The sequence below is a fragment of the Streptomyces sp. NPDC057099 genome, assembly GCF_042671245.1.
Classification (GTDB): domain Bacteria; phylum Actinomycetota; class Actinomycetes; order Streptomycetales; family Streptomycetaceae; genus Streptomyces; species Streptomyces purpurascens.
Genome location: NZ_JBHUTX010000010.1, coordinates 207217 through 233788, shown reverse-complemented (window position 1 = coordinate 233788; position 26572 = coordinate 207217). Strand labels below are relative to the sequence as shown.

The following is a 26572-nucleotide window of genomic DNA, read 5'->3' as shown; positions in this document are numbered from 1 at the left end:
GAGCTGGTCCCAGTGGCGGCGCAGACGTCAGGCGATCGCCAGGCACTGCCACTACCGACGACGATGTCATTCGTTGGAGGGGCGGTCCGGCAAGATCGCCCCTGACATGCCAGCAGCCAAGTACACTCCCGACGATGCCTCTGACCAGGCCAGATAGCGAAACGCTGCTGGAGTACTAGCCCTCCAGCCCCGCCGCTTTTCGCTCCGCGGCCGTCAACGGCGGTCCGCTCAACGACGGTTTGAGCGGACCGACCGCCGCCGCCAGCAGCACCGACGGAGTCAGCAGCACCCCCGCCCCCCGCTCCAGCGACGTCACATCCGTCACCCGGCGGGCGATCCGCCCGCTGCCCGTGGCCGTGTACATCAGCCGGTCCACGTACGCGGTCACGAGCCGGTCCCGGAAGGTGGGGCCCTGCTCCGTCGCGCCCGGGTAGAACACGTCCTGGCCGATCGCCAGGTCCCAGGCCGCGCCGACCGGGCGGGAGGCGGCCTTCTGGATCCGCCGGGACAGCCCGGGCTTGGCCCAGCCGTGCCGCCGTACCGTGTCCCGCAGCAGCAGGGCGCTCTGCGCGGCGACCGCCAGGCCGTGCCCGTAGACCGGGTTGAACGCGGCGAGGGCGTCGCCGAGGACGGCGAAGTTCTCGGGCCAGGCCGGCATCCGCTCGTAGAAGTGCCGGCGGTTGACGGTGGTGCGGGTGAAGGACACGTCGGACAGCGGCTCGGCCTGTTCGAGCAGGTCGCCGATCAGCGGGTGCCGCAGGTCCTCACGGGCGAAGCGGACGAAGTCGTCGTTCTCCCGGGACGGCCGGCCGCCGCGCGTGCCGCACAGGGTGACGATCCACCGGCCCTCCTCGATGGGCAGCAGGAAGCCCGCCCGGCCGGGCCCGCCGTCCCGCCGGTCGGGCTGGACGTTGACGACCGGGAAGCCGTCGCGGGCCGCCGCGGGGGCCAGGTAGAGGCGGCTGGCGTAGGCCAGTCCCGCGTCGACCTCGCGGCACTCCACCTGGGGCAGGCCGAGGGCGGTCAGCCAGGGGGCCGCCTGGGAACCGCGGCCCGAGGCGTCGACCACCAGGTCCGCCTCCAGGGTCCGCTCGGGGCCGTCGTGGGGCCGGATCCGTACGCCCGTGACCGTGGTGTCCGTGCCGGTGAGGCCCACCGCCTCCGCGCGCTCGACGACCTCGATCCGCTCGTCGGCCAGGACCCGCGCGCGGACCGTCGCGTCCAGCAGGTCCCGGCCGGCCAGGATCACGTGGTGGGACTCGGGCCAGCGCCGGAACCAGCCCCGGGTGCCCAGGGCGACGATGTCCGTCGTGACCGGCAGCCGGTTCGCCCCGGCCTCCCTGAGCGCCCCGGTGATCCCGGGCAGCAGTTCCTCCATGGCCCGCGCCCCGCCCGACCAGAGCATGTGGGCGTGCCGTGCCTGCGGAAGTCCCTTGCGGGGTCCGGGAGCGGCGGGCAGCGCGTCGCGCTCCACGACGACGACCCGGTCGGCGACATCGGCCAGGGCGCGTGCCGCGAGCATGCCGGAGTGGGATCCCCCCAGGACGACGGCGGTTCTGGCGGGGGTGGAGCTGTCAGTCATGCGCGGGCGTTCTCTCTCCCGGGGGCGGCCGCGCGCGAGCGTACCGCCTCGATGTGGTCGCGGTGACGCAGGGCTCGGGACACGGCCTGGATCTCCCGCAGCAGGTAGGTGGTGTCGGGGCCGGAGGGCGAGGCGGCGCTGTCGCTCTGCGGGGCCCGTTCCCGGGCGGCGACGGCGTCCAGGATCGTGACGGCGGCGGCCAGCGCCTTCGCCCGGCCGGGCTCGAAGCCGAGCCCCAGGGCCGCGTCGTACGACCGTTCCCGCAGCTCCTCGTCGAGGTGCCGGGAGAGCTGGAGGAGCACGTCGCGGATGTACGTCTCGCGGCGGATCAGGCGCAGTTCGCCGGTGGCGCGCGGGGCGAAGGGGGCGCCGCCGCCGTTGACGGTGCGCAGTAACCGGTAGAGGGGACGCAGCTGCCAGTGGGCGAGCCGGATGCGCCACCGTTCGTGCAGGTACTGGCCGCCGTGCGGAATGATGAAGCCGATCGCGACCATGGTGGCCGACAGACAGGCGGCCGAGGGGGCCAGGTAGGTGCTCAGCCAGTCCAGGTCGTTGCCGGTCAACCGGGCGATGACGGCGGTGAGTTTGGCCGCGTCGAAGAGCAGGTTCGTCGCGTAGCCGACGCCGAGGAACCTCAGGCCCCAGCGCAGCCAGGCGTCCAGGCCGTCGGTGCGGACCCAGTTCCAGATCAGCCGGGCCGTGATCGAGCAGGCCACGGTGTGCGCGAGGAGGTAGAGCAGGATCTCCTCGCGCATGAAAGGCGTGTTGGCGTAGTACGTGTCCAGGTCCCGGCGGCGTTCCACGGGCACGTCCGCGAGCCAGAAGAGCACCCACAGGGCGACGACCACACCCGCGTAGGCGAAGACGACCCAGCGGGCGGCCCGGCGCGTCGAGGCCGAACGGTCGGACAGGCCGTTGCGCCAGGCGACGATCAGCAGCAGCCAGGACGCGCACAGCGCGGTGAGCAGCGAGTACACCAGCGGCGCCGCGATGTTCGGCACGCCGGTGACGCGGTTGGTCCAGCCGATGACGGCCGGGGAGGCGAAGACGAACACGGCGCAGGCGAACAGCAGCAGCCCGCCGACCGCGCGCAGCATGGGGTCCCGCCACATCTTCACCAGGCTGGGCAGCTTGATGACCAGGGCGACGGTCAGCGCCCCGATCGGCAGCCAGAAGGAGACGGAGAAGCTGTCGAGGACGTCCCGGGCGTGGATCATCGGGCACTGCCTCCGCGTCCCCGGTAGCCCATCGACCGCCGCACCGGATCGAGGGCGGCGTCAGTGCCCGGCCCGCCCGCGAAGGAACCGTCCGCGGAACCGTCCGCGAAACCACGGAAGACCGTGGCCAGCCGGTGTCCGAACTCGTCGGCGTCCGCCTCGTCCCGCTCGCGGGAACCGTCGCGGGCGGCCACGGCCAGTGCCGCGGACGTCCAGCCGGGCTCGCGGTCCATGGCCCGGACGGCCGCCGTGCCGGCGACATGGTGATGTCCGTGCCCGGCGTGCAGATGCCACAACTCATGCCCGAGGATGACCAGTTGCTGCACGGCCTCGGCCCGTTCCTCGACGATGACGAGGTCGAAGTCCTGGAACTCGACCCACAGCCCGGTCACTTCGATCTCGTCGGGAAAGCGCTCGAAACGCAGCTCGACGGGACGCCCTCCGCGCCGCGCGCTCATCTCCTCGCACAGCGCCCGGCACAACGACCGTACGTCGGTGGGGGACTGCTCTCTCGCCCGGACCGCGGTGGCGAGGTGGGTGGCCAGGCCGCGCATGGCGGAGCCCCTGCGCGAGCGCCTGAGCGCGGCGGTGACTCGGGCCCCGATCCGCGCGCCCGCGATGTCCATCGCTCCCCCTTCTCACCGCCGGCCGACGGCTTGGCAGCGGGTCCGAGACTACGCGCCCGAATGTGTTCACGTCATGCGATCCGACGCCCGTAGTTCAACGGAGAACGACCGTTCTTGCACAGAAAGCGATGTCCACAGTCCGGCCGCACCATTGACGGGCAAGCGCTTCGAATTTACGGTCCTGTTCGAAGTCACGAGCATAATTCGAAATGCCGAACGCCGGCCGTTGTGGAGAAACCGGCAGTCCTGGAGAAAGGCGACCATGCACACCGCCCGCTTCACCCTCGACCCCGCCTTCACCGTCGGCGAGGTGAACCCGCGCCTCTTCGGCAGCTTCGTGGAACACCTCGGCCGCTGCGTCTACACCGGCATCTTCGAACCCGACCACCCCACAGCCGACGAGGCCGGCCTCCGCCAGGACGTCCTGGACCTTGTGCGGGAACTCGGCGTCACCGCCGTCCGCTACCCCGGCGGCAACTTCGTCTCCGGCTACAAGTGGGAGGACTCGGTCGGCCCCGCCGAGGCCCGCCCCCGCCGCCTGGACCTCGCCTGGCGCTCCACCGAGACCAACCGCTTCGGCCTCTCCGAGTACATCGCCTTCCTGAAGAAGATCGGCCCCCAGGCGGAGCCCATGATGGCCCTCAACCTCGGCACCCGGGGCGTCGCCGAGGCCCTCGAACTCCAGGAGTACGCCAACCACCCGGCCGGCACGGCCCTGTCCGACCTCCGTGCCGCGCACGGCGACAAGGACCCCTTCGGCATCAAGCTGTGGTGCCTGGGCAACGAGATGGACGGCCCCTGGCAGACCGGCCACAAGACGGCAGAGGAGTACGGCCGGGTCGCCGCCGAGACGGCCCGCGCGATGCGCCAGATGGACCCGGGCGTCGAGCTCGTCGCCTGCGGCTCCTCCAGCCAGTCCATGCCGACCTTCGCCGCGTGGGAGGCGACGGTCCTGGAGGAGACGTACGACCTCGTCGACCACATCTCCCTGCACGCCTACTACCAGCCCGAGGACGGCGACCTCGACTCCTTCCTGGCCTCCGCCGTCGACATGGAGTCCTTCATCGAGAACGTGGTCGCCACCTGCGATCACGTGGGCGCCCGGCTGAAGTCCGAGAAGAAGATCAACCTCTCCTTCGACGAGTGGAACGTCTGGTACATCTCGAAGTGGCACGAGATCGAGAACTCCGGTGAGCGGGACTGGGCGGAGGCCCCCCGCCTCCTGGAGGACAACTACAGCGTCACCGACGCCGTCGTCTTCGGCTCGCTCCTCATCGCCCTGCTCCGGCACGCCGACCGCGTCACGGTCGCCTGCCTCGCCCAGCTCGTCAACGTCATCGCGCCGATCATGACCGAGCCGGGCGGCCCGGCCTGGCGGCAGACCACGTTCTTCCCGTTCGCGCAGGCGAGCCGGTACGGCCGCGGCCAGGTCCTCGACGTCCGCGTCGACTCACCGACGTACGAGACGAAGAAGTACGGCGAGGCCGACCTGCTGCACGCCACCGCCGTACGCGCCGAGGACGGCACGGTCACGGTCTTCGCCGTCAACCGCGGCCGTACCGAGGCGCTGCCGCTGGAGGTCGCCCTGAGCGGGCTCGGTCTGACGTCGGTCGTCGAGCACAGCGCGCTCGCGGACGCCGACCCCGACGCCCGCAACACCCTCGACGAGCCCGAGCGGGTCACCCCGCACACCGTCGACGGCACGGCTCTCCAGGACGGCACGCTGAGCACCGTCCTGGAGCCGCTGTCGTGGAACGTGATCCGGCTGGCGTGAGAGACCGGCCGGGTCAGCGCTCGACGCGGAGCAGGGCGGCCGAGGACGCCGAGGTCGACGTCGTGCCGACCGCCCAGTAGCCGCCCGCCGAACCCGGCACGGAGGCCAGGGCGTTCATGACGACGGGGGTCGTGGCCACCGGCCCCCGCTCGCTCACCCAGGCCGCGCCGTCCCACCGCAGATAGTGGGCCCGGGTCTGGTCCCAGAAGTCCCACCCGGCGATACGGTCCGGCCGTCCCTGCGCGTCGGCGACGATCCCGTTCAGCATGCCGACGCCGAACGGCTTGGTGACGCTCTCCCAGGTGCTGCCGTCCCCGTGCAGGAGCAGCACCCCCGGGGGTTTGCCGACCGGGCCGCCCACCCCGTAGTCGTACCCGACGAGCCACAGGTCGTCGTCCGCCACCGGCAGCAGCCCGGTGATGCTCGCCCGGATGCCTTGGTAGGCGGGCAGTTCGCTCCAGGCCGAGCCGTCCCAGCGGGCGACGATCCCGACGCCGTACAGCCAGACGTCACCGGACTGGGTCAGCTGGAGGCCCGAAGGCGTGGCGGCGGTCGCGCTCGGGGGTGCGGGCAGCCAGGTCCAGGTGCCGCCGTCCCGGTGCAGGAGCAGTCGGCCGTCGGAGTCGCGACCGGAGAACCAGGCCCCGCCGCCGGGGTCGACCGCGACGCCGGTGAGGGAGGTGCCGGACTGGCCCCGGCCGGGGAAGTCGGTCTCCCGCCAGGTTCCTCCGTCCCACGCGAGCAGGTGCGTGACCCCGGCCGTGTCGGTGCCGATCGCCCACGCCGAGCCGGCGCACGTACCGGCCACGGAGTGCAGGTAGCCGCGGAAGCCCAGGTGGCCGAGGCCGGTCCGCGCCCATGCCGTGCCGTCCCACACGAGGGCCAGCGGCGAGCCGAGCGTGCTGCCGCTGCGGCCCTCCTCGCCCACGGCCCACGCGAGGCCGTCCCCGGCGGCGGCGACGTCCCGCAGCTGGGCGGCCGCTGTGCCCGCCGGTGTCGGCACGGCCTGCCACGCATGAGGTGCGCCGGTGTCCCGGGCGACCGCGGCCGGGGCGAGTCCGAGACCCACCCCGGCACCGACTAATCCGCTGATGAAACGCCGTCTTCGCACGAGTTCCCCTCCCGGTCGAAAGCCCTTGAAAGGCCAAACGGTGAACCAGCGTGCCGCAGAAGGCAATGCACGAGAACGGCTCGATCCGGTCACGCCGGTCGCTCCGGTCACACGGGCTTGACCGGCACTCCTCCCGCCGCCGCGCCCAGCAGGGTCAGCCGTACATCCTTGGGGCCCGAAGGTGTGCTGCCGTCCGACAGCACCGCCAGCGCCAGTGTGTTGGCCCCACGTGTGCGGAGGATCCCGTTCGGCAGCACGAAGGTGTGCTGCGGCCCTACGTCGTTGATGTACTGGCCCATGTTCCAGCCGTTGAGGAAGATCTGCACGCGGTAGGCCCGGCCCGGGTCGTCGTCGAGGACGAGCCCGACCGAGGCGTCGACGTCCGGGGCGACGTCCAGCCGGAAGTCCGTCCGGTACCAGGTGACGCCCTGCCGCCGGTCGGCCCGGGGCAGCTCGGCGTCCTTCCAGTCCGCGTCGTCGTGCTCGGGCAGATGCCAGCCCTCGCGCTCCCCGTGCAGCCCGCCGTTGTTCATCGGCCCGCGCACGGGGTCGGGCGTGGACGCGCCCTGGACGCGCCACGTCACCTCGGGGGAGCCGCCCTCGAAGGTGACGGCGGTCAGGCCGCGCGCCGCCTTGTGGGTGTCGAGCGCCTTGCCGTCCATGTCGTGCTGCATCGGCCGGACGAGCACGGACAGCACATGCCGGTCGCGCTCTCCGTCCCGCGCCTCACGGAACCTCTCCCGCAGTTCCTCCGGCAGGGCGAAGGTGGCCTTCGCGGTCCATGTCCCCTGCCGGGCCCGGCTCTTGTCCGGTACGGGCATCCGGTGGGTGCCCAGCGGCTCGCCGTCCAGCCAGGCCATGAGCAGGCCCTGTGTGCCCGTGCTGTAGGCGAGGGAGACGGACTCGACGCCGTTCTCGTCGTTCCACTCGCCCCGGTACCAGACGTCGCCGTAGTGGAAGCCGTAGTCGTCGGCGAACAGGACGGGCTGCCCGTCGGGCACGGGCGTCGTGCTGAAAGACGTCTCCTTGTCGGCCGCCGTCCAGCCGGAGTCGTCGAAACCGGGCTCGGACTCCGGGTTCTCGGTCCGCCGCCGCCAGCCGTCGAGCGCGGGCAGGGCGGGCCGTGTCACCCCGGGGAGCGGCCGCAGCGCCAGCAGGCTGCCGGAGGCGCTGATCCGCACGGGCACCGGCCGTCCGTTCCAGGTGACATGGGTGATCCCGCGCGGCCCCCACACCTCCAGGCCGGTCGCGCCGGTGGTGTCGCCGGTGAGATGGACCGTGGAGCCGCGCAGCGTCGCCGACCGCAGCAGGGACGGGCCGTAGACGAGGAGCGCGCCGGAGGGCGTCTCGTACGGCCACAGCCGCAGGGCGGTCGCGTCGTCGGCGAACAGCACCAGCATCGGTGTGTCCACACCGTCGCCCTCGACCCGCACCCGGCTCAGTCCGCCGGCGCCGAGCGGAGCGGTGATGTTCAGCTTGTTGAGGTTCCAGGACCAGGCGGGCTCGGCGTCCAGCCGCATCGGTGTCGGCTCGTCGACGCACTCCAGCACGACCTGCGCGAGATCGCCGCGCCTCCCCGCGAACACGGCGATGTCCTGCCGCCCCGCGGTCAGGCTCAGCATCGGCTGCACGGTGGAGTGCGCCAGCGTCCGCTTCCCGAGCTTCAGACCGGCGGCGATCAGCTTGGCGTCCCGCGCCGGGACCATGACCGGTACGTCGATCCCGGCGTCCGGCAGCGTCACCGTGACCGCCTCGGCGGAGTCGTTGCGCAGGACGTAGAAGCGGGCGCCGGTGTCCGGGTTGGTCAGGGGGTAGACCTTGACCCGCTTGTCGGTGGCGCGCACGGCCTTCGCCCGGTCCAGTTTGGCGAGGTCGGGCAGATGGCGCACCGACTGCCCGATCTCGTGCATCGAGGCGAGCTTGGGGGTGGCGTTGCGGGCCTCGTCGATGGCCGCGCCGTAGTCGTACGAGGTGTAGACGGCCGGCGCGGGCAGCCAGCCCCAGGAGGTGCCGCCGAACGTCATGTAGACGTTGTGCAGCGTGATGCCGTTGGCGAGGTTGGTCAGGTAGAAGCGCCGCTCGTACGCCGCGTCCCGGGTCCGGCGCGACTCGGCGTACCCCTTCCCGCCGAACCAGGACCCGCCCCACGGGTCGAACCAGCCCCCGCCGAACTCGGGCACGAACCCGGGCGTGCGCGGACTGGCCGTGGCCCCGCCCTTCGCCCCGCCGGTCCCGAAGTGCCCCCAGTCGGGCGGGACCTCGTCCGGCTCCGGATATCCGTCGAACCCGTACAGCCAGCGGCCCTTCTCGCCGCCGGTGCCGAACGACCCGGGCGCCCAGTGGCCGTTGCGGCCCTTGTCGTTGTGGAACAGCGGGACGTCGATGCCGTCGGCGCGGACCTTCTCGTACAGGTACGACATGTAGGCGCGCCCGGACGGCTCGTCGACGTGCGCGTCGTACTCGTTCTCGATCTGGTACAGCAGCACGGTGCCCGTGCCCCGCGTGAACAGCCGCTTCGCCACGATGGCGTTGACGGCGGTCAGCCACTCGTCGACGTACTTCAGATACGTCGGGTCGGAGGTCCTGGCCGTGCCCTCGGTGGCGGTCAGCCAGCCAGGGAAGCCGCCGGCGTCGACCTCGGCGTTGATGTACGGGCCGGGCCGCAGGATCACGTACAACCCGGTCTCGGCGGCCATGCGCAGGAACAGGTCCAGATCGCGCACCCCGGTGAAGTCGTACCGGCCGGGCGCTGCGGAGTGGTAGTTCCAGGCGACGTACACGCTGACGGCGTTGTAGCCATGGGCGCGCATCTTCTGCAGCACATCCCGCCACAGGGACGGGCTCGGCAGCCGGAAGGGGTGCATCTCGCCCGACCAGAGCACCAGGCGGCGGCCGTCGACCAGGAGCGAGTACCGGTCGAAGCCGATGCTGTGCCGCTCGCCGTCCGCGCTCGGCACCGGGGGCGGCGGGCCGGTGGGCGCGGTCCGTCCCGGAACGGCGGAGGTCGGCGACCCGCTGCCGGTCAGCGCGAAGCCGAGCGCCGCCGTGCCGGCGAGAGCGTGGAAGGTACGCCTGCTGAGCTCCAAGGGAGCGCCTCCTGTTGTGCTGCCGTGCCGTGCGTGGTGCCTACGTGTGCGTGTTGCCTACGTGTACATGGTGCTTACGTGGTGCCTGGGTGGTGCCTGTGCGTCATTGTCCACAGCCCGACCGCGACAATGGTCCTATGAGGATCTCGGCACGTGCTGACTACGCGGTACGAGCGGTCGTGGAACTGGCCGCCCGGCAGGAGGAAGGGCCCGTCAAGGCGGAGGCCGTCGCCACCGCGCAGGACATCCCCCACAAGTTCCTCGAGGGGATCCTCGGCGATCTGCGGCGCGGGGGCGTCGTCGACAGCCGGCGGGGCGGGGGCGGCGGCTACCGGCTGGCCCGGGAGGCCTCGGAGATCACGGTCGCGGATGTGATCCGGGCGGTGGACGGACCGATCGTCTCGGTGCGCGGCGAGCGGCCGACCGGCCTCGCCTACAGCGGCACCGCCGAGCCGCTGCTGCCGCTGTGGATCGCCCTGCGGGCCAATGTGCGCAGGATCCTGGAGGGCGTGACGGTCGCCGACCTCGCGGCCGGCGCGCTGCCCGAGCAGGTGGAGCGGCTGGCGGCGGAACCGGCGGCCTGGGAGAACCCGTGAGGGGCGGCGGCCGCTCGCCGCACTGTGCGTGATCCTCATGACGTCCTCGGAGTGCCCTCGGTCTGACGCGTCGGTGGAACGCACCCTATGCGCCCGCCCACACCCCGGACGAAATCCCGCCACTGTGAATGGCCGGGCAGCGACCTGGCCGACCCCTGCCGCCCTGCGTACGATGCGACCGCTCCCGGCCTTCACAGCTCCTTCATGGAACGGTCACAGGTCGGGTGCGCATGCGCTGTCGTCTTGACATGTCCATGCTCTTCGGTGTTCCACCCCCCACGAACGGATGGGAGAACCATGGCCGGTGGCCTGCTTCTGAGCGGCGCGGTAGCCGCGCTCCTCACCAGCGCACTCCCCGCAACATCCCCGTCCTCCGGGTTCGACGACCCGCCCCCGGACAAGATCGTCATCCAGGTCGCCACGGTGAACGGCTCCGGCTGTCCGCAGGGCACGGCGGCGGTCGCCGTCTCCGAGGACAACACCGCCTTCACGGTGACCTACAGCGACTACCTCGCCCAGGCCGGCGGGAACTCCGACCCGACCGCGTTCCGCAGGAACTGCCAGCTCAACCTGAAGGTCCACGTCCCCGGCGGCTTCACCTACGCCATCGCGAGCGCGGACTACCGAGGCTTCGCCGCCCTCCAGCGCGGCGCGAGCGCATCCCAGAGAGCCTCGTACTACTTCCAGGGCTCGCCCAGCACGGTCTACAAGAACCACCCCTTCAGCGGCCCCCTCAACGACAACTGGCAGGCCACCGACGAGACGGACTGGGCCCAACTGGTCTACGCACCCTGCGGAGTCCAGCGCAACTTCAACATCAACACCGAGATCCGGGTCAACGCCGGCACCCAGTCGGCCGACAAGGTCAGCTTCATGACCATGGACTCGACGGACGGGGACATCAGCACGGTGTACCACCTGGCGTGGAAGGAATGCCCGTAGCCCTGACGGGATGACCGGGGGCGGCCTTCCGGCCTGGCGGGCCGCCCCCGGAGCTCAGTCGCGGCGGCTCGTGTCGGCCCCGGCCAGCGCCGTCCCGAGAAGCACGTATGCGGCGAGGGCCAGGATCGGTATGTGCCCGCCCGCGCGGTCGATGTCGTCGATGAAGTACCCCGAGACTCCCGCCCAGACCAGCCCCCCGACGAGGACGAGCACGGTGTTGCCGGTCTCCCGCAGCACCCACATGCCGCACCACAGCAGCAGGGGCATGAGCGCCCACGAAGCGGCCGTCGTGAAGAGGAACTCGAAGGCTCCGGAGAACATCGTGTCTCCACTCGCGGCCGCGCTCTCGCGGGCCCACGCGTAGCCGCCGGACATGACGCCGTGACAGGCCGCGGTGGCGGCGACGACGGTCAGTGCACCCTTGGCATGTCGTACGTACCGAATGACGCAACTCCTCGCTCTTCGCAGGCCGATGGGCCCCAGCACGAGTGTGTTGGGGCCCACGGATGTGTGCGGAGGGCGACCACGGCGTGGCCGGTCCCTCAGGTGCTACAGGGAACGCTCCAAGGCGTTGGCGTAGAGCCGGGCGCCGGCGATCTTCGGATGGAACGACTTCATCGACGGGTTGGGCGAATCGTTGTCCGCCTCGGACCGGCCGTCCATGACGATACCGTGGATGGATTCGGGGTCACCGCAGATCGCCTTGTCCTTGAAGTCGGACGCGGGGTCCACGAACGTGGCTCCCACCGACGTCGCGGCGGCCTTCATCTCCTGGCTCAGCTTCGGAGCGACCTCGTCGTTCAGCCAGGGCGCCTCCTCGGTTCCGATACCCGGGATGCACTGACCGTTCCCGGACAGCAGCGGCGGGTAGCCCACGAGGTAGATCTTGGCCTGTGGCGCACGGGCCTTGATCTCGTTGAGGACCTTGACGATCCTCGGCTTGACCTGATTGGCGAGCCAGGTGGGCATGAAGTCCTTGAGCGGACCGGTCATCTCGCCGGTCTTGTCGCCCGTGTCCGGGTTCCGCTTCTCGATCTCGGCGTTCTGGCAGAGGCTCAGTCCGGCCTTCCAGACGCATTCGTTGAACACGTCCGTGAACAGGGAGTCGTTACCGCCGATGGCGATGGTCACCATGTCCGTGTTCTGGTCGAGGTAGCCGAGGTCCATCTGCGGCAGCGAGTTCTGCTGCCCCTTGCCGCCCGACCAGACGTTGTAGGTGCGGGCGCCCGAGCAGGCGATGAAGCTCAGGTCGACATTGCCGTAGTCGTCGGAGATCTTTCCGATGGACTGCGACCTGCCGGGCAGGGTCGCCTGCCGGATCCAGGCCTGCTTGGAGCGGTGGCACTTGTTGACGATCTCGCTGTCGCCGAGGTCCTCCTTGTAGTCCGTCTCCCGGAAGTAGTCCTTGCCGCCCTCGTTGTCGGCGCCCTCGCCGGAGGCGAAGGAGTCGCCCATGCCGACCACGTGCGTGGGGTTGGCGCCGAGCGTCTGGAAGGCGACGGCGTCCCAGGCGATGTCGACGCCCGGAGCCTCATCGGTGATGTTGGACAGGGCCACCGACGGGGTTCCGGTGAAGTTGAAGACGCCGAGCGACCGCCACTCGTTGCTGCGGATGCGCTGCGGGGCGACACGGTGCGGAGACTTGGAGTCGGTGCCCGACACCGAGTACTTCGCCTGCTGGGACCGTGCGGCCACGTTCGGCATGTGGACCAGGACCCGGGTCCAGCCCTTGACGGCGCTGGGGCCGGTCCAGGTGCCGGTGGCCTTCAGCCGCTGATCCGTCCCCGGGGAACTGGCCTTACGGGTGGTGGAGAACCAGATGTGGTTCCCGTATCCCACACCGAGCTGATGGGTGTCCATCTTCGCCGAGGGTGTGGCGAAGTCGAACTTGAACGAGCCGGCCGACTGGCCGGTGTCGAAGCAGCGTCTGCCGTCCTTGCCCGCGATCCGCTGACCGGAGTTCACGTTGTCGACGATGTACGTGGTTCCCGGAATGCCGGAGTCGCAACGGGGCGGGTGGGAGTTGCCGTCCGCCTCTTCCGGGTAGGTGTTGTTGAAGCGGAAGATCTCGTTGCCGCACGAACCGGCTCCGCAGTTCTTCCACTCCACCTTCTTGTTCCACCAGCACTTGAAGTCCGTACGCTGGCAGGGACCCGACGCGGGCGAGTCGTTCGACGCGCCTTCCTTGATCTTGTCCGGGTCGCACTCGTTGGAGCCGTCACAGAACAGCGCGACCGGCGGCTTGGCCAGGGTGCGGAACATGGGCTCGGTCCACCAGGCCGGCCGGAAACCGTGGACGAGGGTGCCCGGCGCCTCCAGCGCCTCCAGCGGGCGCGCGGCCCAGCCGATGACCTTCTCCGGGTACGGCCAGAACTGCGGCTTGGCGGCGTGGGAGTAGTCGTCACCGCCGTTCGGGTTCTCCAGGAACGGCGTCCGGTTCGGCTTGTAGGTGGGGTTGGCCGGGTTGTTGGCCCAGCCCACGCCCCACTTGCCGTCGTTCTTGCCCGCGGCCGACTGCTCGTAGAAACCGGAGTTGTAGGCCCACAGGGCGAAGAACCAGTTCTCGATGGCCTTCGGGTCACCGTTGTTGACGGTGAGGCCGGCGTTGCGGGTCGTGTTCCACTTCTCGGCGAGGATGTTCACGCCGGCCGCGACGTTCGCGGTGTAGTCCAGCGCGACGGCGTCCTGGTAGGCGCGCGGCTTGGACGGCCGGACCTCGCCGTTCTGGTACGGCTTGCCGGGCAGCCGCATGCCGTCGGTGACCTGGGTGATGCCGTAACCGCAGTCCGCGGCACGCCAGTTGATGGCCCAGGGGTCGTCGACCTGGCCGTGCTCGTCGTGGACGAGGCCGTAGTAGTTGCCGATGAGGCTGTTGGCGGTGGTGCCCGGTGCGGCGAAGCGGGTGGCCTGCCACATGTTGGATTCCTGGGCGGTGATGCCGAGGAACACCTGGGCCGGGATGCGCCCGCCGCCGGACAGCGGGGTGAGGCCGCCGATGAGGGCCTGCGGCGAGTAGGCGCCCATGCCCATGTTCTTCCAGTTGGCGGCCCGCTTCACGTGCTGGTCCATCGTGCCTTCGATGGCCCGGTTGACAGCCCACTCGATCTGCCGCGGCTTCGGCTGGAATGCCTGCTTCTGCGGGTTGCCCCGCTCCACGGCGCAGGTCCGCTCCGACTCCGGCTCGGCGATGTTCAGCAGCGCCGTCTTCTTGCCGCCCACGGTGCCACCGCTTCCGGCGGGCGCGGCGCCGAGGGCCGGGGAGCGGTTCTCGCCCTCGGCCGGGTCCGAACTGACCGGGGACGCGGCCGGGTTGGCCTCGAACACGGGCTTGCTGCCGGTCGGCAGATGCTTCATCTCGATGCGGGCCGTGCGCGCCGTCTCGTATTCGGAGGGGCGGATCCGGGTGTCCTTGCCGTCCGCCCACGCGGAGTTCACGACGGCGCGGCCCTTGGTGGAGACGGTGGCGTCCTTGTCGATCCCGCCCGGGTTGCGCACGTCCTTGGGCAGGGTGCCGACGCTCTTGGCCGCGCCGGTGACGATCGCGGTCCCGTCGGCGGCGCGGGTGAGGTCCATGCCGGTCAGGTTGCCCTCGGCGACCGTACGGGCCTTGACGTCCTTGCCCTTGAGCTGTCCGCCGGTCAGGTACTTGACCTCGGAGGTGGTGCCGGCCGACGCGGTCTCGGCGGGCTTCGCCTTGGCGGCCCGGGCCCGCACGTCCTTCGCGGCCTTGGCGCTGTAGGCGCGGTCCAGGAAGGCGATGCCGCCGTCCTTGGTGACGGACAGGCTGTAGGGCGCGTTGTCGGTGCGCGTGACCAGCTCTGTCTTCCCGCCCGCGGTGACCCGGACGATCGCGTTGCCCTGCGCGGCGACGATGCCGTCCCGGGTCGGGACCGCGGAGGTGACCTGGCCCTTGACCGTGATCTTGTTCTTCGTCTTTCCCGTACGGGCGTCGACGGTGATCAGGCGGGTCTCGTTCCGGTCCGACATGTTCTCGTCGCTGAACTGCGACAGCACCGCCTGCTCGCCGTCGCCGCAGCCGGGCGAGAAGTACGCGAGGCTCGCCTGGAACGGCAGCTTCGTGACCTCGCCCGAGTTGAGATCCACGGCGGCGGCGAACGCGCCCCGGGCCATCAGGTCGGGCTTGTTGGTGAAGGTGCGCGGCGCGTAGGCGACCAGGGCGCGGTCACCGGAGGCGGTGACACAGGCGTTGCCGATCCAGGTGTCGGTGTCGCTGAACCCGGGTTCGACGAGGGTCGCGGCGGTCTTCCAGCGGTAGCCGTCGGCCTCGTCGGCGGTCATGAAGTGGAAGCCGGTGGCGTCACCGATGGTGGTCCACGAGGTGTCGGAGGACTTGGTGTAGCCGCTGCCGAGCACCTTCTTGCGCTTCTTGGCCGGAACGCGGTCCTTGTCGCCGTTCTCGTCCGCCTTCACGCGCGGCGCGGCGGGGTCGGACCATCCTTCGGCCGCGTTCGAGGGCGGCGTCGGTGCCTGCTGCGGGGCGGTGTGCGCCTGGGTGGCGGTTCCGAACGCTATCGCGGTGGCGATGGCGCAGGTTATGGGAACACGCGCGTACGCGTGTCTGCTGGCCCGTCTCAAAGAACATCTCCATGAGTGAGAGGTGGGGGAATGCTCGTGCGCGGGCACAACGGAGCCTCGGCACGCGGATGGTTGCGTCGACAGGGGGCGAAAGCGACCGCGACGGCAGAGGAGGACGGCACATCGTCGTGCGCGTCGCTCTGCCGTGTGTCAGCGGGAGTTGACGACCGTCGTGGTGCTCGGTCGGAGAATCAGCCGGGCTCTCCCCGGCTCAGTAGCGCTGTGCGCGGCGGACTCGACGGCCGAGACCGCGCAGGCCGAATGGGCGACCCTCGCAGCAGATGTCAGGCATTCCTGTTCCTCCCCCGTTTCGACGCGACGGGAGGACGTGGCCATACGGGTGCTGCGTCAACAGCACCGGCCCCCCCGAGCGACACCCGAAGACCGGGTGATGAGACCAGGTCGCCTGAGTGCGAGGTCACTGTAGACGCACGGAACCGTAAGAAATAAGCACCGAGTGGGGACATGGCAGAAAGAAGGTCATGTCCGGGCGGCGTCCCGACCAGGAGCTGCCGTCTGCTGATCTGTGAACTTCCTGAGGAGGCCGAACGGGATACACGGGAGGGAGATTCGGAACGTTGGCTGGTTTCCGCCCATCCGGTCCGACCTGGCAAAACCCCTTGCCCGTTTGGATGTTCGATGCGCTACGGTCTGTGCGACACGATCATCCGACTGTCACTTACTGGGGGAAAATGTGAAGACTGGGATGCGTCTGGGCGGCGTCTGTGCCGTCCTGCTGGCCGCGACGGTGATCGCTCCTACGGCGTCGGCGTCGGCAGCCGACCAGACCGTGGACATCAAGGGCGTCAAGGTCGCCAAGACGGCGTCGGCCGAGACCAAGCAGATCATCGAGGCCAACGCGGGAGTTGCCGCGGCCGCCGCCAACGTGTGCGGATCCGGCTACACCATCTCCACCGGGGCTGCCCGCTACGGCACCTACGGCACCGCCTACACGTGGACCAACGGCAAGACCACGGGCGACAGTTACTACGACAAGCCGATCTGCGCCGTGTTCTTCAACGACACCGGCTCGGCCCACTACATGGGGGTCCGGCTGAACGACAACTACACCGACACCCCTGCCAAGCAGGACTTCGGCACCTTCAGCACCTACGCCGGGCCCGTCTACCAGAACCGCGGCTACTGCGGCGAGGCGTACTCCTACATGAAGGTCGGCAGCAAGGTCGTCGTCGACAACCTCCTCACCGTGGGATCCTGCAACTGACGTCACCTCGCAACGCGCTGCGCCCGCATCATGCGGGCGCAGCCAGTGCCGCCGCGGTGGCTTTCACGAAGGCCTCCGGGTTGTCCAGCATGATGTTGTGGCCGCAGTCGGGGATCGCGACGACGGACACCCCCGACTCGGTGAGGGCGTCGGTGCCCGGCAGCGGACCGTCGGCCTCGGGCAGCAAAAAGCTCCGGGGGATCTTCAGCTCCAGCAGGAGTTCACGCATGGTCGGGACCGTGCCGCGGGTGAGGTTGACCGCGCTGCGGTGCAGGGCCTCCCGGCCGGCCAGCCGCATGGTGGACCACCAGTGCGCCCCGACCCGGTCGCGGACCTCTTCCCAACCCCCGCCCTGCGTGAACTCCTCCTCGGAGTAGAAGGCGATGCCGCTGCTGCCGGACGAACCGGGCGCACGCGGAATGGGATCGAGGTTGGCGTCGATCAGGACCAGCCGGGAGACCAGGCGGGGATGGCGGGCGGCCAGGACGATCGCCACGGAGCCGCCCATGCTGTGCGCGATCAGCTCCGCGCCCTCGACACCGGCCCGGTCCAGGGCGGTGGCGAGCGCGTCGGCATGCCCTTCCAGCGTGTAGTCGAAGCCGGCCGGCCGGTCACTGATCCCATGCCCCAGCAGGTCGATCAGCAGCGACCGGCGTCCGGCCAGCCGGGGATCGACCGCGACCTCCGTGAAGTAGGCGGGCGATGTGGCGCCCAGCCCGTGCACGTAGACGCGCGGCGGCTCCTGCCCCGGCAGTTCGACCCAGCGGATGTGATCGCCCTCGGGCGTTACGGCGGCGCTGCGCACGGTGTGTTCTCCTGCGGTCACGAATCGATGGAGAGACGAGAGTAGCCAGCGGTCGAGGTGGCAGGGTCTGGGGCCATGGAGTTCTTCTGCTATCACCGCGATCGGGTCGGCTCCCCGCAGCTGCGTGAGGAACTGGGAGAGGCGCACTGGGCCTATATGGACCAGTACGAGGCCGAGTTGATCGCCCGTGGGCCGACCTTCGCGGATGACGGTGAGACACCCACCGGCAGCGTGCACATCGTCGCCCTCCCCGATCCCGCCGCGGCCCGGGCCTTCGCCTTCGACGAGCCCAACTATCAGGCCGGGGCGTACCGGGACGTACTGCTGCGCCGCTGGCGCAACCTGCTGGGCCGCACCATGTGGGACTTCCCCGGCGGCCCGACGACGGGCAACCGCTACCTCGTGATCGGCCTCGGCCCGGACCCGGCCACCGACCTCGAGTCGCCGCCCTCGGCCGCCCGGGATGACCTCATCGCCTACGGGCCGCTGCTGTCGGACGACGGCGAGGTGTGGGTGGGTACGGCGGTCCTGGTGCGGGCCTCGGACGCGGAGGCCGCGCGTGGCGTCCTGGCGGTGGGGCGGTATGCGGATGTCGAGGTGCGCGCGTGGGAGTTCGGGGGGCGGCGCTGATCGGGCAACGATCACTCGGCCGATCTGGGGTTCCTGCGCTGATTGGCGTTGAAGCGCGCCTTCTTCTGGCGATTCCCGCACGTGTTCATGTCACACCATCTGCGCGTGCGGCTCTGGCTGGTGTCGAAGAAGGCGGCTTGGCAGGTCGGTGACGCGCACAAGGCCAGTTTTCCGTCTCGTTCGCCCGAGATGACGCTGATCGCGTCGGCGGCGATCACGCTGAGGGCATCCTCCACGCGGGAAGCGGAGCCGAGCCGCCACTGCCGCTTGCCCTCGGGCGTCAGGAAGGCCGCGGCCCGACCCTGAGCGCTGTGGTCATTGATGACTTGGACGGCGGACACGGGGAGCGGGTCCTGGAGCGCGGCCGCTGTCGCCGCGGCGTGGATCGCCTCCCTCAGTTCCCGGGCGAGGTCGAGCTGCGCAGCGGTGCAGGAGTTCACGGCGAGGCCGTACACCGCCAGCCAGTCGACGAGTCGCTGCGGCGTGGGAATGCGCTCCACGGCGTCGCCGTGTCGCTCCGACAGAGTCCCCGTGAAGCTGGTCGCCAGCACGTTGCCGAGGCGGAAGTCAGGGTGGCCGGAACGCATGGAACCACCTTAGCCGGTTGCGGCGCGGCTCGGAGGGCTGCTAGAACCGTCTTAGCCGGTTCCGCTATGGCCTGGAGGTCTCATGCCCCGTCCGACCAGCGACGTGCAAGCATTCGAAGCCCGTGCGACTGACGCCGACCTCGACGATCTGCGCGCGCGACTGGCCGCGGCGCGACTGCCGGAGGCCGAGACGGTCCAGGGCGCCGCGCCCGGCTCTCGCCGCTGGGAACAGGGCGTTCCGCTCGCTGACCTCGTCGATGTCGTGGACTACTGGCGCACCGGCTACGACTGGCGCTCGTTCGAAGAGCGCCTCAACCGCCTCGGACAGTTCCGCACGACCATTGACGGTCTGGGAATCCACTTCCTGCACCGCCGATCCACGCGCGCGGATGCCACTCCTCTGATCCTCACGCACGGCTGGCCGGGCAGCATCGCCGAGTTCACCGATGTGATGGACGAGCTGGCCGACCCGAAAGACGCGGACACGCCGGCGTTCCACGTCGTCGTCCCCTCGCTACCGGGCTTTGGCTACAGCGACAAGCCGGCCACCACCGGGTGGGGAACCGAAAAGATCGCAGCCGCGTGGGTGGAACTGATGGGAAGGCTCGGCTACGACAAATTCGCAGCCCACGGCGGCGACTGGGGAGGCAATATCACCACGGTCCTCGGCGGCAGGTTCCCGGCGCACGTCATCGGCATCCACACCACGTTCGCGGAGGCGCCACCCGGGCTGACGACGGACGGGCTGACGGCGGTCGAGCGCAGGTGGACCGAGGAAACCCACGACTTCTGGCACCACCGCGCGGCATACGCGAAGCAGCAGGCGACCCGGCCGCAGACCATCGGCTACTCGCTCGTCGACTCACCGGTCGGCCTTCTCGCCTGGATCCTCGACAAGTTCGCCGAGTGGTCAGACACCGAGGACAGCCCGTTCGAGACGATTCCCAGGGACCGCATCCTCGACGACGTCACCCTCTACTGGCTGACACGGACCGGCGCATCAGCGGCCCGCATCTACTACGAAAGCCACAACTCACTCGATCCCGAACTCCGGGTCGACGTCCCGTCAGCGATCACCATGTATCCCCGCGACATCGAGAAGTGTCCGCGCCCCTGGTCGCAGGAGCGGTACCGACAGATCGTCCGATGGAAGTCGCCCGAGAACGGGGGACACTTCCCGTCGCTCGAGGTCCCCGAGTATTTCGTCAAGGACCTGCAAGAGGGCCTGGCGGCAGTGCTGGCCGCTGGCCGATGAGGGCCGCCCGGGGTGCGGGCGGCCCCTGTGGTGCCTGGTCGGTGTCAGCCTTGTTCCACGCCCAGGGTCAGCGTGCCCGCGTAGCCGGCGGAGGTGGTGCTGCCGAGGGCGGTGAGGGTGAGGAGGCCTGAGGCGGCGCCTCCCTCGTCGTAGATGGAGTCTTGCGCCAGGGTGGTGCGGGGGACCGTGTTGACCTTGTATGCGGCGAGGGCCGCGACCCTGGTCGTGATGCTTTCGCTGAAGAAGAGCTGGCCGGTGTGGAGTTCCTCGCCGCCGGTGAAGGAGCCGTCGGGGGTCAGGGTGACGTCCGTGTGGACCTTGATGTGGATGTGGACGCAGCGGCCTCGGTACCAGCCCGGGTAGACCGAGGTGATCTTCGCGACGCCGTTGGAGTCGGTGAGGACGCCGCCGCGCAGGAACGTGCCGTTGTCCGGCTCGTCGTGGCCGTTGTTGCCCACGAAGCCGGAGTACTCGCCGAGCGCGTCCGAGTGCCAGATCTCGACGAGTGCGTTCTTGAGCGGGACGCAGGTGTCGTCGTCCACGACCGTGAGTGTCAGCTTCAGGGGGATGCCCGTCTTGTCCTCGCTGATGTCCGAGCGGACGTACTGGCCGTCGAGGTAGTACGGGCCCTCGGTCATCTGCCTGGTGAGGGTGCAGACGGCTGCGGCGGCGACGGGTGCCGTGCTCGGGTCGGTGGCGGTGGTCGGGGTGTCCTGTGCACGTGCACCTGCGCCTACGGCCAGGGCAGCTGCGGTGGCACCTCCAGCCAGCAGTACGGTGCGGCGGCCTACGGGGTTGGGTGTGTGTTCCTTCGGTGTGTCTGTCATGAACACGGCATCGTAAGGAGGCTTGCTGTTGGAGAGCTGTGTGTTCGGTAAAGTGATGCGGCGTCAAGTGTGTTGTGAGACACCGGAGTTGATAGGTGCTGTCGAGGCCGCCCGCTTCTTTGCAGTGTCGTGCCTCCACGGCCAGCCTCAAGGGCGCTACGCGTCGCCTTCGGCGATGACCCTTCGGGTCCCCCTTGACCCAGTCCGTTCCAGCACGGGAGAGAAGCGAGCGAGCGGCCGGGGAGGAACGGGTGGCCAGGGGTGTCGGCCCCTCAGGCCGACTCCATGGCCATCGGCGACGCGGGGCGCGTCAGCGGAGTGGCGGCACGCCGGGCGGGCTCAGCGGCCACCGGCCGGTGGGGCGCCCCGGCCGGGATCCCGTTGCCGAATGTCGGGCAGTCCGGACCCTGCCTGGAAACCGTGAACACTCTGGGCGAATGTGTTCACGGTTTCCGGCGCAGGGGTCACGGGCGCGATCGGGGCGGCTCGGTGCGGCGATTGGAGCATTCGGGCAGTAAGTGAGGAGAGATGCCCAGGTTGGATGCCCCTTGGGAGGTAGCGGGCGGGCCCAAATGCTCCAATCGGCGGTGGCGCCCTCGCGAACTGGGCCGTGGGCGGGGTGGTCGGGTGTGCCGGCGTCCGCTTGTCGTCCCTCACCGGCTACGCCGGGTGAGTCGCCCGAAGGGCATGGCCTGACGCCTTCCCACGCCACCCACCCGCCTGCGGTCGCTTAGCCACCCGGCGTGCCGCCGCTCCGCCGGCGCGTCCCGCAACGCCGAGTGGGTATGGAGCCGACCGAAGGGCCCGTTTGCCCTGGCCACCCGCTTTCCGGGCCGTTCGCTCGCTTCTCTCCCGTGCTGGAACGGCCTGGGTCAAGGGTGACCCGAAGGGTCATCGCCGAAGGCGACGCGAAGCGCCCTTGATGCAGGCCGTGGAGGCACGACACTGCGAAGAAGCGGGCGGCCCCGACAGTTGCTACTTGGTGGCGTGGGTGAGGAAGGCCGCCCAAGTGGTGGGGGAGAGGGTGAGCTGGGGGCCCTGCTTGTTCTTGGAGTCGCGGATGTGGATCGTGCCCGGGCAGGTGGCGACCTCAACGCAGTCGCCGGAACCGCTGCTGCTGTAGCTCGACTTGAACCATGCCAGTTCGTCGGTGCTCATAGGTCTCCTCGCAAGCGCTGCAGCAGGCTCACGGAGTCTGAGAGGGAGAGAGCCTGTGCACGCATCCTGGCATACCTCCTTTGGAGCACGCTGACCACTTTCCGGTCGCTGACCAGCTGGCCGCTCTGCTGCCCCTCGAGGTAGGCGAACCATTGGTTCTCCGGGGTCTCCAGTAACTGCAGCGGGCCATGCAGTCCCGCGTGCGACTGACGCATCAACGGCATGACCTGGATCTCGACGTTACGCAGCTCGGCGATCTCCAGTACGTGATCGATGGCCTCTCGCGTGACCTCCACCCCGCCGGTACGCCGTAGGAGTACGTGCTCTTCGAGGATGAAGCTGAACGCGGTGTTCGGGCGTTCGTGGAACAGTCGTTGTCGTTCGGCACGCGCTGCCCACTGGGCCTCGATCTGCTCGTCGCCCAGCGGGGGCAGCTCATCGACGAACAGTTGGCGTGCGTACGCCTCTGTCTGCAACAGGCCCGGAATCATGCGGCACTCGTACGTGTACAGGGTGATCGCCACCTGCTCCAGAAGAGCCCAACGCCGGAACCAAGCCGCCAGACCCGGCTGCCGCTCCAGGCGTGCTGCGGCTTTCTGGAGCACGCCAGTCATGCCCAGCGCCTCTTCTGCCCGCGTCACGAACGTGGGATCCGGCATCCGCCTCCCCAACTCCACCGAAGCCACCGTGTGTTTGGAGAACCGCACCAGCTCGCCGAACTCCTCCCTGCTCAGCCCCGCGTGCTCGCGCAAGCCCTGGACCACCGCCCCGAACGTCCGCAGACTGTCCGACGACTCCGGCTCGCTGCCCGTCCCCATCGCGCCATCGACCACTGTCGGTCACCTCCCGGAGCATGGTTACGGGACGTGATCGGTACTGTCCAGTCCGTCACCGCGTACGCTGCCGCAGCGTACGCGGCGTTGACCTGGAGAAATCCGGCTCTCACCCGCCACATTGGGCGTATGACAGCAAGGACCACCCCCGCAACGCCCCAGCCTCCGGTCACCGTACGTGTGTTCAGTCAGCGCTTCAGTGCCACCCCGCGCGGCGCCCGTCTCGCCCGGCGTCTGGCCGCTCACCAGTTGGACGGCTGGGGCATCCCTCACGGCACCGACGCCTCCGAGACCGTCGTTCTGATCGTCGCAGAGCTGGCCGCCAACGCCGTGACGCACGGGCGTGTGCCAGGGCGGGACTTCGAGTTGCGGCTCGGTCTTGTCACGGGTGGCGTCCGGATCGAGGTCAGTGACGCGCGTGCGGGTTCCTGCCCGCCCGGGCCGCGAGACGTGCGTCCCCCGGGCACCCTCGACGAGCACGGCCGAGGCCTCCTCCTCGTCGACGCGCTCGCCGACCGGTGGGAAGTGCTGCGGCGTGAGCCCGGCAAGACCGTTCGTGCCGAGGTCGATCTGCCGGGCGCCCCGTAGGTGCTCAGGGTCTCCTCGATCCCGCTTCCACGCGGGCGGGGGAGCGGCCTAGCCCGCCGCCCCCATGCCCGCCGCGTTGGGCCAGGCCTGGGTGCCCGGCCAGCCCGTGGCCGGGGCGGGTGACAGCCCGTTCGTGCCCCTGACCTGGGCGGCGGTCAGGCCGCCCCGGGCGGGTACGCCGGGCGGTGTGGGACCGGTCGCGGCCGGTGCGGGTGCCGGTGTGGGTACGGGAGCCGGCGCCGGAGCAGGGGCCGGCGCCGGGGTCGGGGTGGGGATCGGAGCCGGTGCGGGAGCCGGGGCCTGTGCCACCGGTGCCAGCGGCTGCTGGAGCGGTGCGGCCATCGGCTGGGGAGCGGGCTGGGGGACAGGCTGCGGCACGGCCTGTGGCATCTGCTGCTGACCCATCTGGCCCATCTGGCCCATCTGCGGCATCTGGCCCATCTGCGCCGCCGCCGGCATCGGCATCCCTCCGCCCGGGCCCGCCGGCATGGCGGACGCGGTGGCGGGGAGCGGCATGCCGGTGCCGGCGGCGGCCGGGGCTGCGGCGGGCCCCGGACCACCGAAACCGGTGGCCTGAGCGGCGAGCCCGCGCATGCCCGACCCGTTGGTCTCGCTCACCAGGCGGTCCACGGCCGCCGTACCGGAGCTGTAGCTGGTCCCGTTGCTCAGCTCCGGTACGGCGGCTCCCCTCCTGGACGTCCCGTAGAGCACCTGTTCCAGGCCGGACACCAGGCGACGCACGTCCACCTGGGGGCGCACGACGAGACGCAGGAAGCGGCTGGACGAGCCGATCTTGTTGCCGCACTCGCGGACCAGGATCCGGTGCTCGGTGAGCATCCTGTCCCGGACCACGGTGCCCTCGGCGCCCACGGGGAGGCGCACGAAGAGGAAGTTGCCCTGCGACGGGTAGACCGTCAGCCCGGGCAGGGAGGAGAGCTGGCTGGCCATGTCGAGCCGGTCGCGGCGCACCTGCTGGAGGCTCTGCGCGTACTCGGCGCCGTGCTCCTTGAGCATGAACACCACGTGCTCGGCGAAGGAGTTGAGGTTCCACTTCGGCAGCATCGAGCGGACCCGGCCCGCGAGCGCCGGGTTGGCGACGAGGTAGCCGAAGCGGATGCCGTGCAGGCCGAAGTTCTTGCCGAGGCTGCGCAGCACGATGACGTTGGGCCGCAGCATGGCCTCCTGGACGACGGACGGCTCGGCCTCGGCGTCCGCGAACTCCAGGAACGACTCGTCGATGACGACCAGGTCGAGGTCGGCCATGGCGTCCATGAACTGCACGATGGCGTGCTTGTGGAGGAAGCCGCCGTCGGGATTGTTGGGGTTGCAGATGACGGCGACACGCGTGCCCCGGGCGCGGATGAACTCGGCGTACTGCGCGAGGTCGAGGGCGAAGCCGCTGGACTCCTGGAGCGGGAACATGTCGACCCGCTTGCCGGTCTCCATGGGCTGGTCGGTCCAGCGGCCGAACGTGGGGACGGGGATGGCGAGGGACTCGCGGACCAGCAGGTGGTCGATCCAGGTGATGAGCTCGGTGGAGCCGTTGCCCATGGCCACGCACTGCGGCGGCAGCTGGAGCAGGCTGCACAGTTCGGCCGTGATGGTGTCGGCGCCGCTCGGGTAGTACGTGATGATGTCGCGGAGTCTGGCCGACATGTCGTCGAACATGGCCGGGGTGGGGAAGTACGGGTTGCAGGGGATACAGAAGTCCACCGGCCCGGCGCCTTCGCCGCCCTCACGTGTCAACGCCGCCATCGACGGGCTGTGCGCCGCGGTGCTGCGGAACAGCGACGTGACGTTGTCGGCCATGGAACCTCCGTATGAGGCGGGTCCGTTGGGGACGGCCGGACCCGACGTTTAAGGGCGGCCCGCGCGGGGGAGCGCGGGCCGCCCTTACATACGGAGACTGTGGTGACACTGTTCAACCGTTGGGAATACGGTCAGAACTTGTGTCCTACCTGTGAAGGCTCAGCAGTCGAATGAGTGGATCGTCGTCGTCCGGTACGTCTGCCCGGGCCGCAGCACCGTCGACGGGAACTTCGGCTTGTTCGGCGAGTCCGGGAAGTGCTGCGTCTCCAGGCAGAGCGCGTCGCCCTGCCGGTAGGTGCGGCCGGACGGGCCGGTCAGGGTGCCGTCGAGGAAGTTGCCGGAGTAGAACTGCAGGCCCGGCTCGTTCGTGGCGATCTTCAGGGTGCGGCCGGAGGCCGGGTCGCGCAGGGTGGCGACATGCTCGGGCCGGGCGGTGCGGCCCTTGTCGAGGACCCAGTTGTGGTCGAAGCCCTTGGCGGTCACCAGCTGGGGGTGCGCGACACGTATGTCCCGGCCGATCGGCTTGGCCCGGCCGAAGTCGAAGGGCGTGCCCGCGACCTTGGCCAGCTCGCCCGTGGGGATCAGGCCCGCGTCGGTGGGCGTGTAGCGGGAGGCGGCGATCTGGAGCTCGTGGTCCTCGATCGTGCCGCTGCCCTCGCCGGCGAGGTTCCAGTAGACGTGGCTGGTGAGGTTGACGACGGTGGCCTTGTCGGTGGTGGCCTCGTAGTCGACGCGCCAGTCGCCGTGCCGGGTGAGCGTGTACGTCACCTTCGTCTTGAGCGTGCCCGGGTAGCCCATCTCGCCGTCGACGCTCGTGTAGTACAGGTGCAGACCGACGTCCGAGCCCTTGGTGAACGGCTCGATGTCCCACACGCGCTTGTCGAAGCCCTTGGCCCCGCCGTGCAGGCTCTGCTCACCGTCGTTGACGGAGAGCTGGTAGTTCTTGCCGTCGAGGGTGAACTTGCCCTTGCCGATGCGGTTGCCGTAGCGGCCGATCAGGGCGCCGAAGTACGGGCTCTTGGCGACGTAGTCCTCGACGTTGTCGAAGCCCGCGGAGACGTTGGCGTAGCGGCCGCGGCGGTCGGGGATCTCCAGGGACTGGACGATGCCCCCGTAGGAGAGGACCTTCAGGCGGGTGCCGCCGTTCTCCAGGGCCCAGCTGTAGATCTTGGTGCCGTCGGCGAGCTTGCCGAAGAGCGTCTTCACCGGCTTCCTGCCTCCCGTGGCGTGCGCCGTGCCGCCGAGGGTGGTGGCGGCGACTCCAGCCGCCGCTGCTCCGGCGATGACCGTGCGTCTGTTCAGTTCCATGCGTGCGGCTCCCGTAT

Annotated in this window: 21 protein-coding genes; 7 read left to right on the top strand and 14 right to left on the bottom strand. The window is 70.0% G+C overall.

What is annotated here, in order from left to right; translation table 11 throughout:
• Positions 1 to 175 precede the first annotated feature (175 nt).
• The 3 genes from ACFT4A_RS17005 to ACFT4A_RS16995 are packed head-to-tail and all read right to left on the bottom strand — an operon-like array spanning position 176 to position 3425.
• Positions 176 to 1582: an NAD(P)/FAD-dependent oxidoreductase gene (locus ACFT4A_RS17005; protein ID WP_382830727.1), complete on the bottom strand. Its 1407-nt coding sequence runs from the start codon at positions 1580 to 1582 to the stop codon at positions 176 to 178.
• Entirely contained in the window at positions 1579 to 2799 is a 1221-nt protein-coding gene (locus ACFT4A_RS17000) for an MAB_1171c family putative transporter (RefSeq protein WP_382830724.1), read from the bottom strand. The genes ACFT4A_RS17005 and ACFT4A_RS17000 overlap by 4 nt, the downstream gene beginning before the upstream one ends.
• A complete protein-coding gene (locus tag ACFT4A_RS16995; RefSeq protein WP_382830723.1) occupies positions 2796 to 3425 on the bottom strand; it encodes a toxin-antitoxin system, toxin component family protein in 630 nt (209 codons plus the stop codon). Before ACFT4A_RS16995 ends, ACFT4A_RS17000 begins: the two co-directional genes overlap by 4 nt.
• A gap of 262 nt (positions 3426 to 3687) precedes the next feature.
• Here ACFT4A_RS16995 and ACFT4A_RS16990 point away from each other — a divergent pair, with 262 nt between their 5' ends.
• A complete protein-coding gene (locus ACFT4A_RS16990; protein ID WP_382830720.1) occupies positions 3688 to 5199 on the top strand; it encodes an alpha-N-arabinofuranosidase in 1512 nt (503 codons plus the stop codon).
• Positions 5200 to 5212: 13 nt separating this feature from the next.
• On the opposite strand, the gene ACFT4A_RS16985 is transcribed toward ACFT4A_RS16990, so the two are convergent.
• Together ACFT4A_RS16985 and ACFT4A_RS16980 are read right to left on the bottom strand one after the other, a co-directional pair.
• Positions 5213 to 6268, bottom strand: coding sequence for a hypothetical protein (locus ACFT4A_RS16985; RefSeq protein WP_382830717.1), 1056 nt, complete (start codon positions 6266 to 6268; stop codon positions 5213 to 5215).
• Between the two features lie 149 nt (positions 6269 to 6417).
• Positions 6418 to 9396 (bottom strand): beta-galactosidase, encoded by a 2979-nt coding sequence (locus ACFT4A_RS16980; RefSeq protein WP_382830715.1) that lies wholly within the window; start codon positions 9394 to 9396, stop codon positions 6418 to 6420.
• A 137-nt stretch (positions 9397 to 9533) separates the two neighbouring features.
• Between ACFT4A_RS16980 and ACFT4A_RS16975 the strand changes: the two genes are divergently transcribed.
• The gene (locus ACFT4A_RS16975; RefSeq protein ID WP_184592257.1) at positions 9534 to 9992 is read left to right on the top strand and encodes an Rrf2 family transcriptional regulator; all 459 of its coding nucleotides are present in this window, start codon (positions 9534 to 9536) and stop codon (positions 9990 to 9992) included.
• 297 nt (positions 9993 to 10289) lie between these two features.
• On the top strand, positions 10290 to 10934 hold the full coding sequence (locus ACFT4A_RS16970) for a DUF4360 domain-containing protein (protein ID WP_382830713.1): 645 nt from the start codon (positions 10290 to 10292) through the stop codon (positions 10932 to 10934).
• A gap of 54 nt (positions 10935 to 10988) precedes the next feature.
• Here the strand turns inward: ACFT4A_RS16970 and ACFT4A_RS16965 are convergent, their stop codons facing one another.
• Positions 10989 to 11255 carry a hypothetical protein gene (locus ACFT4A_RS16965; RefSeq protein ID WP_382830711.1) on the bottom strand — a complete coding sequence of 89 codons (267 nt, stop codon included), beginning with the start codon at positions 11253 to 11255 and terminating at the stop codon, positions 10989 to 10991.
• Positions 11256 to 11483: 228 nt separating this feature from the next.
• Positions 11484 to 15530 (bottom strand): GDSL-type esterase/lipase family protein, encoded by a 4047-nt coding sequence (locus ACFT4A_RS16960; RefSeq protein ID WP_382830709.1) that lies wholly within the window; start codon positions 15528 to 15530, stop codon positions 11484 to 11486.
• 694 nt (positions 15531 to 16224) lie between these two features.
• Between ACFT4A_RS16960 and ACFT4A_RS16955 the strand changes: the two genes are divergently transcribed.
• Complete coding sequence (locus ACFT4A_RS16955) at positions 16225 to 16755, top strand: hypothetical protein (protein WP_382830707.1); 531 nt, start codon at positions 16225 to 16227, stop codon at positions 16753 to 16755.
• Positions 16756 to 16783: 28 nt separating this feature from the next.
• On the opposite strand, the gene ACFT4A_RS16950 is transcribed toward ACFT4A_RS16955, so the two are convergent.
• Entirely contained in the window at positions 16784 to 17560 is a 777-nt protein-coding gene (locus ACFT4A_RS16950) for an alpha/beta fold hydrolase (protein WP_382830751.1), read from the bottom strand.
• 75 nt (positions 17561 to 17635) lie between these two features.
• On the opposite strand from ACFT4A_RS16950, the gene ACFT4A_RS16945 reads away from it, so the two are divergent.
• Positions 17636 to 18190 (top strand): YciI family protein, encoded by a 555-nt coding sequence (locus ACFT4A_RS16945; RefSeq protein WP_382830705.1) that lies wholly within the window; start codon positions 17636 to 17638, stop codon positions 18188 to 18190.
• An 11-nt stretch (positions 18191 to 18201) separates the two neighbouring features.
• Here the strand turns inward: ACFT4A_RS16945 and ACFT4A_RS16940 are convergent, their stop codons facing one another.
• The gene (locus tag ACFT4A_RS16940) at positions 18202 to 18777 is read right to left on the bottom strand and encodes a CGNR zinc finger domain-containing protein (RefSeq protein ID WP_382830702.1); all 576 of its coding nucleotides are present in this window, start codon (positions 18775 to 18777) and stop codon (positions 18202 to 18204) included.
• An 82-nt stretch (positions 18778 to 18859) separates the two neighbouring features.
• Between ACFT4A_RS16940 and ACFT4A_RS16935 the strand changes: the two genes are divergently transcribed.
• Positions 18860 to 20032 (top strand): epoxide hydrolase, encoded by a 1173-nt coding sequence (locus tag ACFT4A_RS16935; RefSeq protein ID WP_382830700.1) that lies wholly within the window; start codon positions 18860 to 18862, stop codon positions 20030 to 20032.
• A gap of 44 nt (positions 20033 to 20076) precedes the next feature.
• Here the strand turns inward: ACFT4A_RS16935 and ACFT4A_RS16930 are convergent, their stop codons facing one another.
• From ACFT4A_RS16930 to ACFT4A_RS16920, 3 genes are all read right to left on the bottom strand, one after another.
• Positions 20077 to 20859: an intradiol ring-cleavage dioxygenase gene (locus tag ACFT4A_RS16930; protein WP_382830697.1), complete on the bottom strand. Its 783-nt coding sequence runs from the start codon at positions 20857 to 20859 to the stop codon at positions 20077 to 20079.
• 975 nt (positions 20860 to 21834) lie between these two features.
• Complete coding sequence (locus ACFT4A_RS16925) at positions 21835 to 22017, bottom strand: DUF397 domain-containing protein (RefSeq protein WP_382830695.1); 183 nt, start codon at positions 22015 to 22017, stop codon at positions 21835 to 21837.
• The gene (locus tag ACFT4A_RS16920) at positions 22014 to 22835 is read right to left on the bottom strand and encodes a Scr1 family TA system antitoxin-like transcriptional regulator (RefSeq protein WP_382830749.1); all 822 of its coding nucleotides are present in this window, start codon (positions 22833 to 22835) and stop codon (positions 22014 to 22016) included. Before ACFT4A_RS16920 ends, ACFT4A_RS16925 begins: the two co-directional genes overlap by 4 nt.
• A gap of 144 nt (positions 22836 to 22979) precedes the next feature.
• Here ACFT4A_RS16920 and ACFT4A_RS16915 point away from each other — a divergent pair, with 144 nt between their 5' ends.
• Entirely contained in the window at positions 22980 to 23438 is a 459-nt protein-coding gene (locus ACFT4A_RS16915) for an ATP-binding protein (protein ID WP_382830693.1), read from the top strand.
• Positions 23439 to 23486: 48 nt separating this feature from the next.
• Here the strand turns inward: ACFT4A_RS16915 and ACFT4A_RS16910 are convergent, their stop codons facing one another.
• Together ACFT4A_RS16910 and ACFT4A_RS16905 are read right to left on the bottom strand one after the other, a co-directional pair.
• Positions 23487 to 25247, bottom strand: coding sequence for a pyridoxal phosphate-dependent aminotransferase (locus tag ACFT4A_RS16910; protein ID WP_382830690.1), 1761 nt, complete (start codon positions 25245 to 25247; stop codon positions 23487 to 23489).
• Positions 25248 to 25406: 159 nt separating this feature from the next.
• Positions 25407 to 26555, bottom strand: coding sequence for an aldose epimerase family protein (locus ACFT4A_RS16905; protein WP_382830689.1), 1149 nt, complete (start codon positions 26553 to 26555; stop codon positions 25407 to 25409).
• Positions 26556 to 26572 lie beyond the last annotated feature (17 nt).

Coding starts and splice junctions, on each gene's coding strand:
- ACFT4A_RS16905 (WP_382830689.1), bottom strand. CDS start 26,555: ATGGAACTGAACAGACGCACGGTCATCGCCGGAGCAGCGGCGGCTGGA.
- ACFT4A_RS16990 (WP_382830720.1), top strand. CDS start 3,688: ATGCACACCGCCCGCTTCACCCTCGACCCCGCCTTCACCGTCGGCGAG.
- ACFT4A_RS16975 (WP_184592257.1), top strand. CDS start 9,534: ATGAGGATCTCGGCACGTGCTGACTACGCGGTACGAGCGGTCGTGGAA.
- ACFT4A_RS16935 (WP_382830700.1), top strand. CDS start 18,860: ATGCCCCGTCCGACCAGCGACGTGCAAGCATTCGAAGCCCGTGCGACT.
- ACFT4A_RS16995 (WP_382830723.1), bottom strand. CDS start 3,425: ATGGACATCGCGGGCGCGCGGATCGGGGCCCGAGTCACCGCCGCGCTC.
- ACFT4A_RS16910 (WP_382830690.1), bottom strand. CDS start 25,247: ATGGCCGACAACGTCACGTCGCTGTTCCGCAGCACCGCGGCGCACAGC.
- ACFT4A_RS16930 (WP_382830697.1), bottom strand. CDS start 20,859: ATGACAGACACACCGAAGGAACACACACCCAACCCCGTAGGCCGCCGC.
- ACFT4A_RS16945 (WP_382830705.1), top strand. CDS start 17,636: ATGGAGTTCTTCTGCTATCACCGCGATCGGGTCGGCTCCCCGCAGCTG.
- ACFT4A_RS16925 (WP_382830695.1), bottom strand. CDS start 22,017: ATGAGCACCGACGAACTGGCATGGTTCAAGTCGAGCTACAGCAGCAGC.
- ACFT4A_RS16965 (WP_382830711.1), bottom strand. CDS start 11,255: ATGTTCTCCGGAGCCTTCGAGTTCCTCTTCACGACGGCCGCTTCGTGG.
- ACFT4A_RS17005 (WP_382830727.1), bottom strand. CDS start 1,582: ATGACTGACAGCTCCACCCCCGCCAGAACCGCCGTCGTCCTGGGGGGA.
- ACFT4A_RS16940 (WP_382830702.1), bottom strand. CDS start 18,777: ATGCGTTCCGGCCACCCTGACTTCCGCCTCGGCAACGTGCTGGCGACC.
- ACFT4A_RS16970 (WP_382830713.1), top strand. CDS start 10,290: ATGGCCGGTGGCCTGCTTCTGAGCGGCGCGGTAGCCGCGCTCCTCACC.
- ACFT4A_RS16915 (WP_382830693.1), top strand. CDS start 22,980: ATGACAGCAAGGACCACCCCCGCAACGCCCCAGCCTCCGGTCACCGTA.
- ACFT4A_RS17000 (WP_382830724.1), bottom strand. CDS start 2,799: ATGATCCACGCCCGGGACGTCCTCGACAGCTTCTCCGTCTCCTTCTGG.
- ACFT4A_RS16920 (WP_382830749.1), bottom strand. CDS start 22,835: ATGGGGACGGGCAGCGAGCCGGAGTCGTCGGACAGTCTGCGGACGTTC.